Here is a 16,873-nt window from a genome sequence, read left to right as displayed (position 1 = left end):
AAGGATTTTCATGAATGAACAAGTATTTCGCAGCCTTCTCGGCAACTTTACTCATCAGCATCACGCCCATCGCTCTTGCTGCATCGGTGGTTGACCTGAGCGTTAAAGGCACCCTCACCCCGCTCGCCTGCACACCGATGCTGTCCAACAATGGCCTCGTCGACTACGGAAAAATCTCCCGGCAGGACCTCAGCGTCGACAAACGCACGCGACTGCGCGACCAGTCGCTCGACCTCACTATTCAGTGCAACGCCCCCGCGCGTTTTGCCCTGCTGATGCGTGACAACCGCGACGGCTCGGCGATCGTCAACAGCGAGATTTACTACGGACTGAACCACGACCACAGCCACAATAAAATCGGTTTGTATTCACTGAGTTTTGATCCGGCCAGCACCGTGGTGGACGACCTGACGCAGGTCTATCGAACCGATTCCACCACGGCAGGCAGGGCCTGGAGTTCGTCGAACAGCCAGGCCATTCCGATTGGCGCCCGAAGTTATCTCGGATTCACTGACATTGCCGGGAGCAGCGCCGGCCCGATTGCCATCCGCACGCTGACCAGTCGGGTGACGGTGGAAACGGTCATCGCGCCCACCTCCGAGCTGGACCTCAGCACGGAGGTGCAGCTCGACGGTTCGGCAACGCTGGACGTTGTTTACCTGTAGTCAGACCTTTTCGCTGACCACCTGCACGTACAGCGAACGCCCGGCACCGAGGCCGGCAAGGATGGCGCCGAGGCCGATCACAGCAAAGATCCAGCCCACGGCATTCCAGCCGCCGGTCCAGTCATGCACGATGCCGACCGCGAACGGCCCCATCGATGCCAGGGTGTAACCGAAGCCCTGGGCCATGCTCGACAGGTTGGCGGCGACGTGCGAGTCCCGCGAGCGCAAGACGATCAGGGTCAACGCCAGGCTGAACGTACCGCCCTGCCCCAGGCCGAGCAGGATCGCCCAGCCCCACAGGCCTTCGATCGGTGCGTAGAGGCAACCGAACAGACCGCCGAGGGTCAGCGCCATGACGATGACGATCGCCAGGCGTTGATCCTTGCCGCGCGTCGCCAGCCACGGTGCGGCCAGCGAACTGGCAAGTTGAACGATCACCGAACCCGACAGCACCAGACCGGCCTGGGTTGGCGTCAGGCCACGACCGATCAGGATCGATGGCAACCAGCCGAACACGATGTACGCCAATGAGGATTGCAGGCCCATGTACAAGGTCACTTGCCAGGCCAACGGGTCACGCAACAGACCGCGAACCCGGTAAGCCACGTTGTGTGCGCCGTGTTTCTGACCGACTTGCGGCAACCAGAACATCGCCGCCACCAGCGCCGGAATTACCCAGAAGCCAAGGCCCAACGCCCAGCTCTTGTCGAAGTGTTCGCTCAACGGCACCGTCGCGCCCGCCGCCATCGCCGCCCCCAGGCACAGGGCCATGGTGTAGACACCGGTCATGGTCCCGGCGTGTTTGGCGAAGTCGCGTTTGACGATGCCCGGCAACAAAACGCCGATCACGCCGATGCTCGCGCCGGCCAGCACGCTGCCGCCAAACAAGCCGATTTCACCGAACGAACTGCGCAGAATGATCCCGCCAGCCAGCGTCAGCAGAATGCCCAACACCACGCGTTCAGCGCCGAATCGTCGCGCCAGAATCGGCGCCAACGGCGCAAACAGGCCGAGGCACAGCACCGGTAATGTCGTCAGCAAACCGGCCTGTGCCGCCGACAGGCCGAGACTTTTCGACACCTCGCTGAGCATCGGCGCCATGCTCGACAGCGCCGGACGCAAGTTCAGCGCGACCAGAATCAGCCCCAGCAACAACAACCACGGTCGGCGCAGGATTGGCTGACTTTGCTGGACCTGTTCGTCATCGGCCTCGGCGTCGATCAGCAGCTCTTCGAGCTCCGCCGTGCGTTTGGCTTCGGTGATCGGGCTGTGGCTGCTGGACATGGCGTTCTCGGTTTCAAGGTTCATTGATCAACTGCCTCGACAAGGCTTTCGCGCGTTCCGGGTCGCGTTGCTCGACGGCATCGAGCAGTTCGATATGCAGATCGAAGACTTCCTGGCGGCGTGGCGTGATGTTCAAGGTCTGGCGCAGTTGTGCGCCGACGACGCTGGAGAAATAGCGATACAACTCGCTGAGGGTGGGGTTGTGCGCGGCGTCTACCAAACGACGGTGAAACACCAGGTCGCAGGCGATGTAGCTGTCGAGATCGCCGTGGTAGTGATCGCCGCTGATGTTGAGCGCTTCACGCAGGGCCACGAGGTCTTCGTCGGTCCTGCGCAGTGCGGCAAGGCCAATGGCCTCGACTTCAAGGATGTGCCGGGTTTCCCTGGCCTGCTCAAGCGAGCAGCGCGACAACGCTTTCAGGGTGTCCAGCGGATCGATCACCGCCCGCAGATAACTGCCGTCGCCCTGACGGATTTCGATCAAACCGGAAAACGCCAACACGCGCATGGCTTCGCGGACGGTGTTACGGCTGATGCCCAATTCGGCAGACAGCTCAGGCTCGGTGGGCAGGCGCTGACCGACAGACCAGACGCCTTCGGTGATACGCAGGCGCAACTCGTCCAGAGCCTGATCAACCAGGGAACGTTTAATGAGTGGAGACATGTCTGACATAGGATTCGCCCTTTCATCCAATCATAGGATGAATTTTCTGACATGTTAGTCAGCATCTCCCCACAGGGCAAACGGTTTACACAAACCCTGTAGGAGCCGGCTTGCTGGCGATACGGTCTGACATCCAACATGAATATCGCCTGACCCACCGCCATCGCCAGCAAGCCGGCTCCTACAATTCCGCGCCCGGCTCACCATTTCGCACACGACGCAAACCCTGCAGGAGCCGGCTTGCTGGCGATACGGTCTGACATCCAACATGAATATCGCCTGACCCACCGCCATCGCCGGCAAGCCGGCTCCTACAATTCCGCGCCCGGCTCGTCATTTCGCACACGACACAAACCCTGCAGGAGCCGGCTTGCTGGCGATTCGGTCTGACATCCAACATGGATGTCGCCCGACCCACCGCCATCGCCGGCAAGCCGGCGCCTACAATTCCGCGCCCGGCTCGCCATTTCGCACACGACACAAACCCTGTAGGAGCCGGCTTGCCGGCGATACGGTCTGACATCCAACATGGATGTCGCCCGACCCACCGCTATCGCCAGCAAGCCGGCTCCTACAATTCCGCGCCCGGCTCACCATCTCGTGCATGACACCCCCCCTGTAGGAGCCGGCTTGCTGGCGATTACGGTCTGACATCCAACATAGGTTTCGCCTGACACACCGCCATCGCCAGCAAGCCGGCTCCTACAATTCCGCGCCCGGCTCGTCATCTCGTGCATGACACAAACCCTGTAGGAGCCGGCTTGCTGGCGATTCGGTCTGACATCCAACATGGCTATCGCCTGACACACCGCCATCGCCAGCAAGCCGGCTCCTACAATTCCGCGCCCGGCTCGCCATCTCGTGCATTGCGCAAACCCTGTAGGAGCCGGCTTGCTGGCGATTCGGTCTGACATCCAACATGGCTATCGCCTGACACACCGCCATCGCCGGCAAACCGGCTCCTACAGGGATCGTGGTGTGTTTTTTCGGGCAAAAAAAACCCGGAACAGCGTCCGGGGTTTTTTCACTGCCAGGCTTCGATCAATGCAGGATCTGGCTCAGGAACAGTTTGGTGCGTTCGTTCTGCGGATTGTCGAAGAAGTCGTTCGGCGCGGCCTGTTCAACGATTTCGCCCTTGTCCATAAAGATCACGCGGTTGGCCACGGTGCGGGCAAAGCCCATTTCGTGGGTCACACAGAGCATGGTCATGCCGTCTTCGGCCAGACCGATCATGGTGTCCAGCACCTCTTTCACCATTTCCGGGTCGAGGGCCGAAGTCGGTTCGTCGAACAGCATGATTTTCGGCTTCATGCACAAGGCACGGGCAATCGCTACACGCTGCTGTTGACCGCCGGACAGTTGCCCCGGGAATTTATGCGCCTGCTCCGGAATGCGTACGCGCTCCAGATAATGCATGGCGATTTCTTCGGCCTGGCGCTTGGGCATCTTGCGCACCCACATCGGCGCCAGCGTGCAGTTCTGCAGGATGGTCAGGTGCGGGAACAGGTTGAAGTGCTGGAACACCATGCCGACTTCACGGCGGACCGTTTCGATCTGCTTGAGGTCGTTGGTCAGCTCCACGCCATCGACCACGATGCGACCCTGCTGGTGTTCTTCCAGGCGGTTGAGGCAGCGAATGGTCGTCGACTTACCGGAACCCGACGGGCCGCACAGGACGATACGCTCGCCTTGCTTGACGTTCAGGTTGATGTCTTTCAGCACGTGGAACTGGCCATACCACTTGTTCACGCCCTGCATCTGAATAATGCCTTCAGGGCTCACAGGCTTTTTGATTGCTTCGCTCATTACAGAACTCCTAACGCTTGTGGCCAGTGTCGAGCTTGCGTTCCAGATGCATGGAATAGCGCGACATACCAAAACAGAAAATCCAGAACACCAGGGCCGCGAACACATAGCCTTCAGTGGCCATGCCCAACCATTTCGGGTCGGCGGCGGCTTGTTTGACGCTGTTGAGCAAGTCGAACAGGCCGATGATGATCACCAGGCTCGTGTCCTTGAACAGCGCAATGAAGGTGTTGACGATGCCAGGGATTACCAGCTTCAGGGCTTGCGGCAGAATCACCAGGCCCATGCTGCGCCAGTAACCGAGGCCCATCGCCGCAGCCGCTTCGTACTGACCTTTTGGAATCGCTTGCAGACCGCCGCGCACCACTTCAGCCACATAGGCCGACTGGAACAGGATCACGCCGATCAGCGCACGCAGCAATTTGTCGAAGTTCATGCCTTCAGGCAGGAACAACGGCAGCATCACCGAGGACATGAACAGCACCGTGATCAACGGCACGCCGCGCCAGAATTCGATGAAGGTCACGCAGACCACGCGAATCGCCGGCATGTTCGAACGACGGCCCAGCGCCAGCACAATGCCCAGCGGCAACGCACCGGCAATGCCGACAGTGGCGATCACCAGGGTCAGCATCAGGCCGCCCCATTGGCTGGTCGCCACTTGGGTCAGACCGAAAACGCCACCATGCAACAGGCACCAGGCAATGATCGGGTACAGCACCAGGAAGCTCAGGCCATACACGGCTTTACGGTGAAAGCGCGAGATGAACAATGGCGCCACGCCGATCACCGCCAGCCACACGGTCAGGTCTACGCGCCAGCGCAGGTCCATCGGGTAGTAGCCGTACATGAACTGGCCAAAACGCTGCTGAATGAACACCCAGCAGGCGCCTTCCTTGGTGCAGTCGGCGCGGGTGGTGCCGACCCAGTTGGCGTCGATGATTGCCCATTCCAGGATCGGCGGGACAATCAGGTAAATCAGATAGAACGCAAACAGGGTCAGCAGGGTGTTGAGCCAGCTGGAGAACATGTTTGCGCGCATCCATGCGACCACACCGATGCTGCTGCTCGGTGGAGGCATGTCAGGCTTGAAAGTATGAGTACTCATGCGCTTTTCCTTACCGCTCGATCAGCGCAATGCGCTTGTTGTACCAGTTCATCAGCAGGGAAATGCTGATACTGATCGCCAGGTACACGCTCATGGTGATGGCAATCACCTCGATCGCCTGCCCGGTCTGGTTCAGCACCGTACCGGCAAACAACGAGACCATCTCCGGATAACCGATACCGGCCGCCAGCGAAGAGTTTTTCGCCAGGTTCAGGTATTGGCTGGTCAGCGGCGGAATGATCACGCGCAGGGCTTGCGGGATGATCACTTTGCGCAGGGTCGGACCGTTACGCAGACCCAGCGAGTGTGCCGCTTCGGTCTGGCCGTGGCTGACCGACTTGATGCCCGAACGCACGATCTCGGCGATGAACGCCGCGGTGTACACGGTCAGGGCTAGGGTCAGCGCCAGCAGTTCCGGGATCAGCACCCAGCCACCGACGAAGTTGAAGCCTTGCAGCTTGGGCATTTCCCAGTGCAGTGGCGCACCGAAGATCAATGCGCACAGCGCCGGGATCACCAGGAACAGCGCCAGGCCAGTCCAGAACTTGTGGAATGGAACACCAGTGGCCTCGAATCGCTTGTTGGCCCAGCGGCACATCAGCACGATGGCGACAATGGCGATGACGACACTGACCACAAACGGCCAGAAACCGTCCGCCGTCAACGCGGCCGGCATGTTCAGGCCGCGACTGCTGACGAAGAAGGTGTCGCCGAAGTTATGGCTATTGCGTGGCCCCGGCATGGTCAGGAACACCGCGAAGTACCAGAACAGGATTTGCAGCAACGGCGGAATATTGCGGAAGACTTCCACATAAACAGTCGCCAGCTTGCTGATGATCCAGTTCTTCGACAGCCGTGACACGCCGACGATGAACCCGAGGATTGTCGCCAGGATCACGCCGATGAAGGTCACCAGCAGCGTGTTGAGCAGGCCGATGACAAACACCCGGGCATAACTGTCCGATTCGGTGTAGTCGATCAAGTGTTGAGCGATGCCGAAACCGGCACTGCGCTCCAGAAAGTCGAAACCGGAGGTAATGCCCCGGTGTTGAAGGTTGGTCTGCGTGTTGTCGAACAGGTACCAGCCCATCGAGACCACCGCCACAATGGTGATGATCTGAAATAGCCACGCACGCACTTTGGGATCGCTGAGGCTGAGCCTTTGCTTTGGTGCGCCGATTGAATTTTGCATGAAGTGCCCCGGATGTAATGGAACAGAACATCACCCGGCGGTTGGCCCACCGGGTGATAGAACCATCAGCGCACTGGTGGTGCGTATTGAATGCCGCCGTTGTTCCACAGAGCGTTCAGCCCGCGGTCGATGGCCAGCGGAGTGTCCTTGCCGAGGTTTTTCTCGAACACTTCACCGTAGTTACCGACTTGCTTGACGATCTGCACGACCCAGTCTTTCTTCACTTTCAGGTCTTTGCCGTATTCACCGTCGGTACCCAGCAGACGAGCGACGTCCGGGTTCTTGGTGCCTTTGGCTTCAGCTTCGACGTTTTTCGAAGTGATGCCGGCTTCTTCAGCGTTGAGCATGGCGTAGCCAGTCCAGCGCACGATGGCCAGCCACTCGTCGTCGCCATTACGTACGACCGGGCCCAGAGGCTCCTTGGAGATGGTTTCCGGCAGAACGGTGTAGTCGTTCGGGGTCGCCAGCTTGCTGCGTTGTGCGTAGAGCTGGGATTTGTCGGAGGTCAGCACGTCGCAACGACCGGATTCCAGCGACTTGGCGCTTTCATCGGAGGTGTCGAAAGTGATCGGGGTGTATTTCAGACCGTTGCCGCGGAAGTAGTCGGAAACGTTCAGCTCGGTGGTGGTACCGGCTTGAATGCAGATGGTGGCGCCGTCGAGCTCTTTGGCGCTTTTCACGCCCAGCGTCTTGCTGTTTACCAGGAAACCGATGCCGTCGTAGTAAGTGATGAAACCAGGGAATTTCAGACCCATGCCCGAATCACGGGAGCTGGTCATGGTGGTGTTGCGCGACAGGATGTCGATTTCGCCAGACTGCAGCGCGGTGAAGCGCTCTTTGGCGTTCAACTGACTGAACTTGACCTTGGTCGCGTCGCCGAAGACGGCAGCGGCCACAGCGCGGCAGTAGTCAGCATCGATACCGACGATCTTGCCATTGGCGTCCGGAACCGAGAAACCAGGCAGGCCATCGCTGACGCCGCACTGTACGAAACCTTTCTTCTGCACTGCATCCAGGGTTGCACCCGCCTGAGCGAACCCGCTGACACCGAGTACTGCGGCTGCAGACACGATAGCCAGGGTGGATTTCAACATCTTCATTCAAACCTCCAGTTTTGCTCTTGTTGTGTCGGAGCTTGAGTCCAGTCGCACCCTTATGAGGCGTAGTCGACCCGTGTTGGCTTTTTTTAGGGTCAACCGACGTAGGACCTGCGCTATGAGTCTAGTAGGAGAAAATCCAAATCATGGACCGCTCACTTCTCACCAATCGGCCGAACGGGCTGTAGCCCTTTCACGTTCGCGAAGCCCGTAGCGGCCACTGGCGAACATCCATCACCGGATTTTTTGCTATCCCACCACGAACAATGGCCTGATAGTGTTACCGACAGGCGTGGGATTTTTCGTACAGGCTTCCTATAGCAAAGCCCGTACCAGACCGCTTGCCAAAGCATTTAAGGGACAGGTCAATAGCAAAACTTGTAGCCTTGCGACATCTTCTTAACGGATCAACCAGACGCGCCCTCATCTCTCGCACTCAATGAGAGCGCACGCACAAAATTGGAGCAGCCATGACCGAGCCCTTGATTCTTGAACCCGTCAAGCCCGCAGACGCCTGCGTTATCTGGCTGCACGGCCTGGGCGCCGACCGTTACGACTTCCTGCCGGTGGCCGAAGCGTTACAGGAAACCCTGCTGACCACTCGTTTCGTTCTCCCGCAGGCACCGACCTGCGCCGTCACCATCAATGGTGGCTACGAGATGCCGAGCTGGTACGACATATTGGCCATGAGCCCTGCACGCGCGATCAACCGCGAGCAGCTGGAAGAGTCGTCGGACCGGATCATTAAATTGATCGAAGTGCAGCGAGCCGTTGGAATAGACGCTTCGCGGATTTTCCTGGCAGGTTTTTCCCAGGGCGGTGCCGTGGTGTTCCACACCGCATTTCTGAAATGGCAGGGGCCGCTGGGTGGCGTACTTGCCCTCTCTACTTATGCACCGACTTTCAGTGACGACCTCGAGCTATCCGCCAGCCAGCAGCGGATTCCGGTGTTGTCGTTGCACGGTCAGTACGATGACGTGGTGCAAAACTCGATGGGACGGACCGCCTACGAGTATTTAAAGCAGCATGGTGTCACCGTGACATGGCAGGAATACCCAATGGGTCACGAAGTGTTACCCGAGGAGATTCGCGACATCGGCGCCTGGCTCGGCGAGCGCTTGCGCTAACGGTTCAGCTGAAAAACAGCCCATTGATCCATCCCCCTACGCCGCGCCCGATTCTTGCATTACACTGGCCGCCGTATATTCCTTAACCAATTGATGAGATGACCGTGCTCAAAGCACTCAAGAAAATGTTCGGTAAAAGCGAGACTGAGCAGCTCGCGCCAGTCTCCAGCGCTCCGTCTCACAGCCCCAGCCACCGCACCGACGGTAATCAGCCTGGCCGGACCGCCCCCGTAGCGGCACCGAAACAAGAGCCTGTGGCGACACCGGCCGTCCAGCCTGTTGAAGAGGCTGCTGCCGAGCAACCACGCAGCGAAGCGCCGAAGCCCGCCAAACCGCGTCGTGAACCCAAGCCCAAAGCGCCGGTCATCCCCTGGAAACTCGAAGACTTCGTCGTCGAACCCCAGGAAGGCAAAACCCGTTTCCACGATTTCAAACTTGCCCCGGAACTGATGCACGCCATCCAGGACCTCGGCTTTCCGTATTGCACGCCGATCCAGGCGCAAGTGCTGGGCTTCACCCTCGCGGGCAAAGACGCCATCGGTCGCGCCCAGACCGGCACCGGCAAAACCGCGGCGTTCCTGATTTCGATCATCACCCAGCTGCTGCAAACCCCGCCGCCGAAAGAGCGCTACATGGGTGAGCCACGGGCGCTGATCATCGCGCCGACCCGTGAACTGGTGGTGCAGATTGCCAAGGACGCCGCCGACCTGACCAAGTACACCGGCCTCAACGTCATGACGTTTGTCGGCGGCATGGACTTCGACAAGCAGCTCAAGCACCTCGAAGCGCGTCACTGCGACATCCTCGTCGCCACCCCGGGCCGCCTGCTCGACTTCAACCAGCGCGGCGACGTGCACCTGGACATGGTCGAAGTCATGGTCCTGGACGAAGCCGACCGTATGCTCGACATGGGCTTCATCCCGCAAGTACGCCAAATCATTCGCCAGACACCGCCGAAGAACGAGCGTCAGACGCTGCTGTTCTCCGCGACCTTCACCGAAGACGTGATGAACCTCGCCAAGCAATGGACCACCGACCCGTCGATCGTCGAGATCGAGTCGCAGAACGTGGCCAGCGAAAACGTCGAGCAGCACATCTACGCGGTGGCCGGTGCCGACAAATACAAACTGCTCTACAACCTGGTCAACGACAACGGTTGGGAGCGGGTGATGGTCTTCGCCAACCGCAAGGATGAAGTGCGGCGCATCGAAGAACGCCTGGTGCGCGATGGCGTCAACGCCGCGCAATTGTCTGGCGACGTGCCGCAGCACAAGCGCATCAAGACCCTGGAAGGCTTCCGCGAAGGCAAGATCCGCGTACTGGTAGCCACCGACGTGGCCGGTCGCGGCATTCACATCGACGGCATCAGCCACGTGATCAACTTCACCCTGCCGGAAGTCCCGGACGACTACGTACACCGTATCGGTCGTACCGGCCGTGCCGGCGCCGATGGCGTGTCCATCAGTTTTGCCGGTGAAGACGACTCCTACCAGCTACCGTCCATCGAGGCGCTGCTGGGTCGCAAAATCAGCTGCGAAACGCCACCGACGCATCTATTGCGCGCGGTTGAGCGCAAGCGTCCGTAACAGCGGGTCGCAATAAAAGAAGCGCAGCCGGCAACGGACTGCGCTTTTTTTTCGTTCGTCGTTTTTTTTCAACAGGAGCTTGCCCGACAGAACTAAAAGTCCATAATGGACAAATTAGTTTAATTTCCGCTCCCGGAGCCGACCATGTCCAGCACGCCCTATGTGATCACCCAACCCCAGGCCCGCGAACTGCTGGCACAGGTCGACGTTCCGCAGATCCTGCGCAAGCTGTTCCGCGACCTGGCGGCCGGGCAAGCGGTGCAGCCGGCGCAACAACTGGTGGAGTTTCCCAAGGGCGCCGGCGATTTCATCAACTACCTAGGCGTGCTCGCCGAAGACGGGGTTTACGGGGTCAAGACCTCGCCTTACATCGTCCGCGAACAAGGCCCGCTGGTGACCGCATGGACCTTGCTGATGTCGATGCAGACCGGCGAGCCGCTGCTGTTGTGCGATGCCGGCGAACTGACCACCGCGCGCACCGCCGCGACAACCGCCGTCGCTGTCGACGCCCTGGCTCCGTTGAATGCGCAGCGCCTGGCGATCATCGGCAGTGGCAAGGTTGCGCTGGCGCATCTGCATTACGTCAAAGGCCTGCGCGACTGGGAAAGCATCAATCTCTACTCGCCCGGCTTGAACGAATTGAGTGCTGAAGCACTGGCGCAGATTAAAGCTCTCGATCCACGACTGACTCTTGTCGACACGCGCGAAGCGGCCGTTCAGGACGCCGACGTGATCATGCTGTGCACATCGTCCGCCGGCCCGGTGATCGACCCTTCCAGCCTGACCAAACCGGCATTGATCACTTCCATCAGCACCAATGCCCCACGCGCCCATGAAGTGCCGCCACAGAGCCTCAATGACATGCAGGTGTTCTGCGACTATCGTCTGACCACGCCGGGCTCGGCGGGTGAAATGCTGATTGCCGGCGAACAGCATGGCTGGGACGCAAGCGCCATCGTCGGCGACCTGCCGGACTTGATCAGCGAAAAAGTCCAGCGTCCCGGCTATGACCGTCACGTGTTCTTCCGCTCGATCGGCCTGGGCCTGGAAGACATCGCACTGGCCAATGCCATCTACCACCTGAAACCCTGACACCACAAAACCCTTGTAGGAGCGAGGCCTGCCCGCGAAAAACGATAACGCGGTGCAAATGACAGACCGCGGCGCTCCATTCGCGGGCAAGCCTCGCTCCTACAAAGATCATCGAACCATTGGCATTTGCGCCCCATCAGGAGACGTTCATGAGCCAGGCAGACTTCATCATCATCGGCGGCGGGATCGCCGGCGCTTCCACCGGTTTCTGGCTGTCGCAGCACGCCCGAGTGATCGTGCTCGAACGCGAATCCCATCCGGCCTACCACTCCACCGGACGCTCGGCGGCGCTGTTCACCGCCGCTTACGGCACACCGCAGGTCCGGGCGCTGACCCAGGCCAGCCGCGACTTCTTCGACGCCCCGCCTGCCGGTTTCTGCGAACACCCGTTGCTGACCCCGCGCGGCGAAATGACCGTGGACTTCACCGGCGACCCGGCCGAACTGAACAACCAATACCTGAGCGCCAAAGCCACGGTGCCGGAGATGCAACTGCTCAGCGCCGACGAGGCCTGCGCGCGCCTGCCGATCCTGCGCCGGGAAAAAGTCCACGGCGCGATCTACGATCCGACCGCCAGCGACATCGACACCGACGCCTTGCACCAGGGTTACCTGCGTGGCATCCGACGCAATAAAAGTGAAGTGCATACCGACACTGAAGTCCTGAACCTGACCCGCGACGGCGAAGGTGTGTGGCAGGTTCAAACCAACGGCCAGACCTTCAGCGCCCCGGTCATCATCAACGCTGCCGGCGCCTGGGCCGACAAGATCGGCGAACTGGCCGGCGCGAAGCCTCTGGGCCTGCAACCGAAGCGCCGTGCAGCCTTCATCTTCGCCGGGCCGGAAGGCGTGGACATCCACCATTGGCCGATGCTGGTCAGCCTCGACGAGTCGTTCTACATGAAGCCGGACGCCGGCATGTTCCTCGGCTCGCCGGCCAACGCCGACCCGGTTGAACCACACGACGTGCAGCCCGAAGAACTGGACATCGCCATGGGCATTTACCAGATCGAAGAAGCCACCACCCTGACCATCCGCCGCCCGACCCGCACCTGGGCCGGTCTGCGCAGCTTCGTGGCCGATGGCGATTTGCTGTCCGGTTTCGATCTGCAGGTGCCGGGGCTGTTCTGGGTTGCGGCGCAAGGCGGTTACGGCATTCAGACCTCGCCCGCCATGGGCCAGGCCAGCGCCGCCCTGGTACGCGGTGAAGCACTGCCCGAGCAACTCAAGCGTTTTGGCCTGGACGCCGGGATGCTGTCCCCTGCTCGCTTGGGCTGACCGGCGTCCTCAGGTGACGTGTCGACACGATTACGGCAAACTTCCAGCGCCCTTTTTGCAGGGCGCTGACGCTGCCTGGAGCTCCATTGTATGAACGCACCTGTAAAAGACCCGGCCCTGGACAACTTCCGCGCGATCGCCGATGCCATCGCTACGTTGTTCTTCCCCCACGCCGAGGTGGTGCTGCACGATCTGCGCACACAGAAAGTCGACTACATCGCCAACAACCTGTCGAAACGGGAAGTGGGTGACGACTCGGCGCTGGAAGACATGCTCAGCGATGACATCAGCGAACGAAACATCGGGCCGTACGAAAAGTTGAATTGGGATGGTCAGAAAATTCGCAGCCTGAGCAGCGTGCTGCGCGACAGCGACGGTCATCCGCTGGCGGTGCTGTGCATCAATCTGAATATTTCGCTGTTCGAAAATGCCAAGGCCGCGCTGGACCTGTTCCTGTCGCCGAGCAAGCTGATTCCGCAACCGGACTCACTGTTCCGCGATGACTGGCAGGAGCGCATCAATACCTTCCTTCACGGCTGGCTGCGCGAACGTCAACTGAGCCTGAACCTGCTGACCCGCGACCACAAACGTGAACTGGTACTGGCCCTGCACGCCGAAGGCGCCTTCAAAGGCAAAAGCGCCTCGAACTATGTGGCCAACGTGCTGAACATGGGACGGGCGACGGTGTACAAGCATTTGAAAGAGTTGAAAGGCTGAACCCCCTCGATTACCGCTGACACATGCCCCCCCGTAGGAGCACGGCTTGCCGGCGAAAGCGTCCTCAATACCGCCATCGCCAGCAAGCCGGCTCCTACAGATTTGGGTGCGCATCAGAATTGTGTGGCTTACGCAGAACCTGTAGGAGCCGGCTTGCCGGCGATGGCGTCCTCAAGATCGCCTTCGCCGGCAAGCCGTGCTCCTACGGGTTTTGTGTTTATTCCAACGCCGAAGCCGGGCCGAAGAACTCGTAGCGGCTTTGCTTCTCCGGCACACCCAAGGCTTTCAGGTGACGTTTCACCGCCGCCATGAAGCCTTTAGGCCCCAGGAAGTACGCATCCAGATCACGCTGCTGTGGCAACCACTCGCCCAGTTGCTCCTGACTCAACAACCCAACTTTGTGCGCCGCCGGGCTCACGCCGTCATCTTCGTCGTAGCAGTAGAAACGCTTGAGTTGCGGGTGACGCTCGGCCAATCCATCAATCCAGTCACGGAAGGCGTGAACGCTGCCATTGCGTGCACAGTGGATAAAATGCACCGGCCGCTTGGTTTCCAGCGCCGCTTCCAGCATGGCCAAGGTCGGGGTGATGCCGACGCCGCCGCTGATCAGCACCAACGGTTTTTCGCTGTCGGTCAGGGTGAATTCGCCCGATGGCGGGAACAACTGAATGCTGGCGCCTACGTGCAGTTGATCATGCAAATGGTTCGAGGCACGGCCACCGTGTTCACGCTTGACGCTGATGCGGTACTGGCCTTTGTTCGCCAGGGCCGACAGCGAATAGTTACGACGAATCTCTTCACCATCGAGGATCAGTTTCATGCCGATGTACTGGCCGGGTTCTGCCGCGAGGATCGGACCTTTGTCTGCCGGTTCGAAGTAGAACGAAATGATTTCCGCGCTTTCCTCGACCTTGGCCGCAACGATGAACTCCCGCGCACCGCGCCAGCCGCCCGGGGCCTGTTCTTTCTGGTCGTAGATGCTGGTTTCAGCGCCGATCAGGATCTCGGCCAGTTGACCGTACGCCGCGCCCCAGGCGCTCATCACTTCCGGTGTGGCAATCTCGTCACCCAGCACTTCGGAAATCGCACGCAACAGGCAGGTGCCGACAATCGGGTAATGTTCCGGGAGGATTTGCAGCGCCACGTGTTTGTTGATGATCTTGGCCACCAGGTCGCCCAACTGGTCGAGCTGATCGATGTGGCGCGCATACATCAACACGCCGTTGGCCAGGGCGCGGGGTTGATCACCGCTGGCCTGGTGCGCCTGGTTGAACAGCGGGCGGACTTCCGGGTATTCGGAGAGCATCATGCGGTAAAAATGCGTGATCAATGCTTCGCCACCGCTTTCCAGCAACGGCACAGTGGATTTGACGATTGCACGGTCTTGAACGCTAAGCATAAGGTGACTCCTGAGCTACTTGGTTTTCTAACTGATTGCCCTATGCTTATCAGTTTCCGTGCCAGTTATTTAATCGTTATAAATCAATAAGTTAAAAACATTCTAGTCATAACGACACCCCCTGACTTATAGTCATACCGACTACATGGAGTCACTATGACTGCAAAATCCTTGCTCACCACACTGCTTCCCCTGGTCTCGGACCTGTCCCGCGAACTCCCCGAGGGCGAGCGCTATCGGCGCCTGCTTGAAGCCATGCGTGCCTTGCTCCCCTGCGACGCCGCCGCGCTGCTGCGCCTTGATGGCGAGTGGCTGGTGCCGCTGGCCGTCGACGGGTTGAGCACCGACACCCTCGGCCGACGCTTCAAAGTCAGCGAGCACCCACGCTTCGAAGCCCTGCTCAGCAGCCCCGGCCCGACCCGCTTCGCCGCCGACAGCGACATGCCCGATCCTTATGACGGACTGGTCGATGGCCTCGACGATCACCTTGAAGTCCATGACTGCATGGGTTGCCCGCTGTTTATCGACGAACGTCCGTGGGGTTTGCTGACCCTCGACGCCCTCGACCCGGAACGTTTAGAACCGATCGAACTGGACACCTTGCAAGCCTTCGCCAGCCTCGCCGCCGCCACGGTCAATGCCGCCGAGCGCATCGAACGGCTGGCCAATCGTGTCGAAGACGAGCATCAGCGCGCCGAGGTGTACCGACAGGCCAGCGGCCAGCAGAACCGCGAGATGATCGGCCAGAGCAAGGCCCACAAGCGCTTGGTGGAAGAGATCAGTCTGGTCGGCGGCAGTGACCTGACCGTGTTGATCACCGGTGAAACCGGGGTCGGCAAGGAACTGGTGGCCCAAGCGATTCACGCCGCCTCGCCCCGAGCCGACAAGCCGATCATCAGCCTCAACTGTGCCGCGCTGCCGGACACGCTGGTGGAAAGCGAATTGTTCGGCCATGTGCGCGGTGCCTTCACCGGGGCGACCAGCGACCGTCGCGGCAAATTCGAACTGGCCAATGGCGGCACGCTGTTTCTCGATGAAGTCGGCGAACTGTCGCTGACGGTGCAGGCCAAATTGCTGCGTGTGCTGCAAAGCGGTCAATTGCAGCGGCTGGGGTCGGACAAAGAGCATCAAGTCGATGTGCGGCTCATCGCCGCGACCAATCGCGACCTGGCCGAAGAAGTGCGCAGCGGCCGTTATCGTGCCGACTTCTACCACCGGTTGAGCGTTTACCCGCTATTGGTGCCGGCCCTGCGGGATCGCGGGCGGGATGTGCTGCTGCTCAGCGGTTTCTTCCTGGAGCAGAACCGTTCGCGCATGGGTCTCAACAGCCTGCGCCTGAACAGCGATGCCCAGGCGGCGCTGCTCGCGTATGACTGGCCAGGCAATGTGCGGGAGCTGGAGCACTTGATTGGGCGCAGCGCGTTGAAAGCGCTGGGTAACTGCAGGGAACGGCCGAAGATTCTCAGCTTGAGTGCAGCGGATCTGGATTTACCCAGCGCCAGCGTTGAGGTAGCGTCCGAGCCACCGACCGCGACTCCAGTGACGTTGGTGTCAGGGGATTTGCGCGAGGCGACTGAAAGTTATCAGCGGCAATTGATCAGCGCTTGCCTGGATCGGCACCACAATAACTGGGCGAGCGCGGCGCGTGAGCTAGGCTTGGATCGGGCGAATCTCGGAAGAATGGCCAAAAGACTGGGCATGAAATGAACTTTTTTTGTAGGAGCCGGCTTGCTGGCGATCCAGTCGACGCGGTATTCAGTCAAACCGCTATCGCCAGCAAGCCGGCTCCTACAGGTACGAGACAGCATTTTCCTGTACATCGGCATTTAGCCTAAAGCCTGCCCCCATCAAGTCGATAA

At 60.1% G+C, this 16,873-nt stretch carries 14 protein-coding genes; 7 read left to right on the top strand and 7 right to left on the bottom strand.

The window, feature by feature from the left end:
* The first annotated feature begins 14 nt into the window (after positions 1-14).
* Positions 15-665, top strand: coding sequence for a DUF1120 domain-containing protein (locus tag ACYZUC_RS25650; protein WP_461991191.1), 651 nt, complete (start codon positions 15-17; stop codon positions 663-665).
* Here the strand turns inward: ACYZUC_RS25650 and ACYZUC_RS25645 are convergent, their stop codons facing one another.
* The 6 genes from ACYZUC_RS25645 to ACYZUC_RS25620 all read right to left on the bottom strand — a co-directional run bounded on the left by ACYZUC_RS25645 (position 666) and on the right by ACYZUC_RS25620 (position 7,819).
* Positions 666-1,973, bottom strand: coding sequence for a CynX/NimT family MFS transporter (locus ACYZUC_RS25645; RefSeq protein ID WP_461991189.1), 1,308 nt, complete (start codon positions 1,971-1,973; stop codon positions 666-668).
* Complete coding sequence (locus tag ACYZUC_RS25640; RefSeq protein ID WP_461991187.1) at positions 1,963-2,622, bottom strand: FadR/GntR family transcriptional regulator; 660 nt, start codon at positions 2,620-2,622, stop codon at positions 1,963-1,965. The genes ACYZUC_RS25645 and ACYZUC_RS25640 overlap by 11 nt, the downstream gene beginning before the upstream one ends.
* A gap of 1,032 nt (positions 2,623-3,654) precedes the next feature.
* Positions 3,655-4,419, bottom strand: a complete 765-nt coding sequence (locus ACYZUC_RS25635) for an amino acid ABC transporter ATP-binding protein (protein WP_008026633.1) — start codon at positions 4,417-4,419, stop codon at positions 3,655-3,657.
* 10 nt (positions 4,420-4,429) lie between these two features.
* The gene (locus ACYZUC_RS25630) at positions 4,430-5,527 is read right to left on the bottom strand and encodes an amino acid ABC transporter permease (protein WP_008037316.1); all 1,098 of its coding nucleotides are present in this window, start codon (positions 5,525-5,527) and stop codon (positions 4,430-4,432) included.
* A gap of 10 nt (positions 5,528-5,537) precedes the next feature.
* Positions 5,538-6,719: an amino acid ABC transporter permease gene (locus ACYZUC_RS25625; RefSeq protein WP_461991185.1), complete on the bottom strand. Its 1,182-nt coding sequence runs from the start codon at positions 6,717-6,719 to the stop codon at positions 5,538-5,540.
* 65 nt (positions 6,720-6,784) lie between these two features.
* On the bottom strand, positions 6,785-7,819 hold the full coding sequence (locus tag ACYZUC_RS25620; protein WP_008026630.1) for an amino acid ABC transporter substrate-binding protein: 1,035 nt from the start codon (positions 7,817-7,819) through the stop codon (positions 6,785-6,787).
* Between the two features lie 467 nt (positions 7,820-8,286).
* Here ACYZUC_RS25620 and ACYZUC_RS25615 point away from each other — a divergent pair, with 467 nt between their 5' ends.
* From ACYZUC_RS25615 to ACYZUC_RS25595, 5 genes are all read left to right on the top strand, one after another.
* Entirely contained in the window at positions 8,287-8,943 is a 657-nt protein-coding gene (locus ACYZUC_RS25615; protein WP_461991183.1) for an alpha/beta hydrolase, read from the top strand.
* A gap of 98 nt (positions 8,944-9,041) precedes the next feature.
* Positions 9,042-10,529, top strand: coding sequence for an ATP-dependent RNA helicase RhlB (gene rhlB, locus ACYZUC_RS25610; protein WP_461991182.1), 1,488 nt, complete (start codon positions 9,042-9,044; stop codon positions 10,527-10,529).
* Between the two features lie 144 nt (positions 10,530-10,673).
* A complete protein-coding gene (locus ACYZUC_RS25605) occupies positions 10,674-11,621 on the top strand; it encodes an ornithine cyclodeaminase family protein (protein WP_461991180.1) in 948 nt (315 codons plus the stop codon).
* A gap of 149 nt (positions 11,622-11,770) precedes the next feature.
* A complete protein-coding gene (locus ACYZUC_RS25600) occupies positions 11,771-12,898 on the top strand; it encodes an NAD(P)/FAD-dependent oxidoreductase (RefSeq protein ID WP_461991178.1) in 1,128 nt (375 codons plus the stop codon).
* Between the two features lie 90 nt (positions 12,899-12,988).
* Entirely contained in the window at positions 12,989-13,615 is a 627-nt protein-coding gene (locus ACYZUC_RS25595) for a helix-turn-helix transcriptional regulator (protein WP_008026625.1), read from the top strand.
* A gap of 217 nt (positions 13,616-13,832) precedes the next feature.
* Here ACYZUC_RS25595 and hmpA read toward each other — a convergent pair whose 3' ends face one another.
* Positions 13,833-15,014: an NO-inducible flavohemoprotein gene (gene hmpA, locus ACYZUC_RS25590; protein WP_461991176.1), complete on the bottom strand. Its 1,182-nt coding sequence runs from the start codon at positions 15,012-15,014 to the stop codon at positions 13,833-13,835.
* Between the two features lie 156 nt (positions 15,015-15,170).
* On the opposite strand from hmpA, the gene norR reads away from it, so the two are divergent.
* On the top strand, positions 15,171-16,721 hold the full coding sequence (gene norR, locus ACYZUC_RS25585) for a nitric oxide reductase transcriptional regulator NorR (protein ID WP_461991174.1): 1,551 nt from the start codon (positions 15,171-15,173) through the stop codon (positions 16,719-16,721).
* Positions 16,722-16,873 lie beyond the last annotated feature (152 nt).

The organism is Pseudomonas sp. GT1P32 (assembly GCF_054897805.1).
Note: the sequence above shows the minus strand (reverse complement) of the source record. Positions and strands in the feature narration are given on the sequence as shown.

Excerpts from the sequence above, each read along its gene's own strand:
- ACYZUC_RS25620 (WP_008026630.1), bottom strand. The coding sequence starts at position 7,819 with ATGAAGATGTTGAAATCCACCCTGGCTATCGTGTCTGCAGCCGCAGTA.
- ACYZUC_RS25595 (WP_008026625.1), top strand. The coding sequence starts at position 12,989 with ATGAACGCACCTGTAAAAGACCCGGCCCTGGACAACTTCCGCGCGATC.
- ACYZUC_RS25625 (WP_461991185.1), bottom strand. The coding sequence starts at position 6,719 with ATGCAAAATTCAATCGGCGCACCAAAGCAAAGGCTCAGCCTCAGCGAT.
- ACYZUC_RS25630 (WP_008037316.1), bottom strand. The coding sequence starts at position 5,527 with ATGAGTACTCATACTTTCAAGCCTGACATGCCTCCACCGAGCAGCAGC.
- ACYZUC_RS25605 (WP_461991180.1), top strand. The coding sequence starts at position 10,674 with ATGTCCAGCACGCCCTATGTGATCACCCAACCCCAGGCCCGCGAACTG.
- ACYZUC_RS25650 (WP_461991191.1), top strand. The coding sequence starts at position 15 with ATGAACAAGTATTTCGCAGCCTTCTCGGCAACTTTACTCATCAGCATC.
- ACYZUC_RS25640 (WP_461991187.1), bottom strand. The coding sequence starts at position 2,622 with ATGTCAGACATGTCTCCACTCATTAAACGTTCCCTGGTTGATCAGGCT.
- norR (WP_461991174.1), top strand. The coding sequence starts at position 15,171 with ATGACTGCAAAATCCTTGCTCACCACACTGCTTCCCCTGGTCTCGGAC.
- rhlB (WP_461991182.1), top strand. The coding sequence starts at position 9,042 with ATGACCGTGCTCAAAGCACTCAAGAAAATGTTCGGTAAAAGCGAGACT.
- ACYZUC_RS25615 (WP_461991183.1), top strand. The coding sequence starts at position 8,287 with ATGACCGAGCCCTTGATTCTTGAACCCGTCAAGCCCGCAGACGCCTGC.
- hmpA (WP_461991176.1), bottom strand. The coding sequence starts at position 15,014 with ATGCTTAGCGTTCAAGACCGTGCAATCGTCAAATCCACTGTGCCGTTG.
- ACYZUC_RS25645 (WP_461991189.1), bottom strand. The coding sequence starts at position 1,973 with ATGAACCTTGAAACCGAGAACGCCATGTCCAGCAGCCACAGCCCGATC.
- ACYZUC_RS25600 (WP_461991178.1), top strand. The coding sequence starts at position 11,771 with ATGAGCCAGGCAGACTTCATCATCATCGGCGGCGGGATCGCCGGCGCT.
- ACYZUC_RS25635 (WP_008026633.1), bottom strand. The coding sequence starts at position 4,419 with ATGAGCGAAGCAATCAAAAAGCCTGTGAGCCCTGAAGGCATTATTCAG.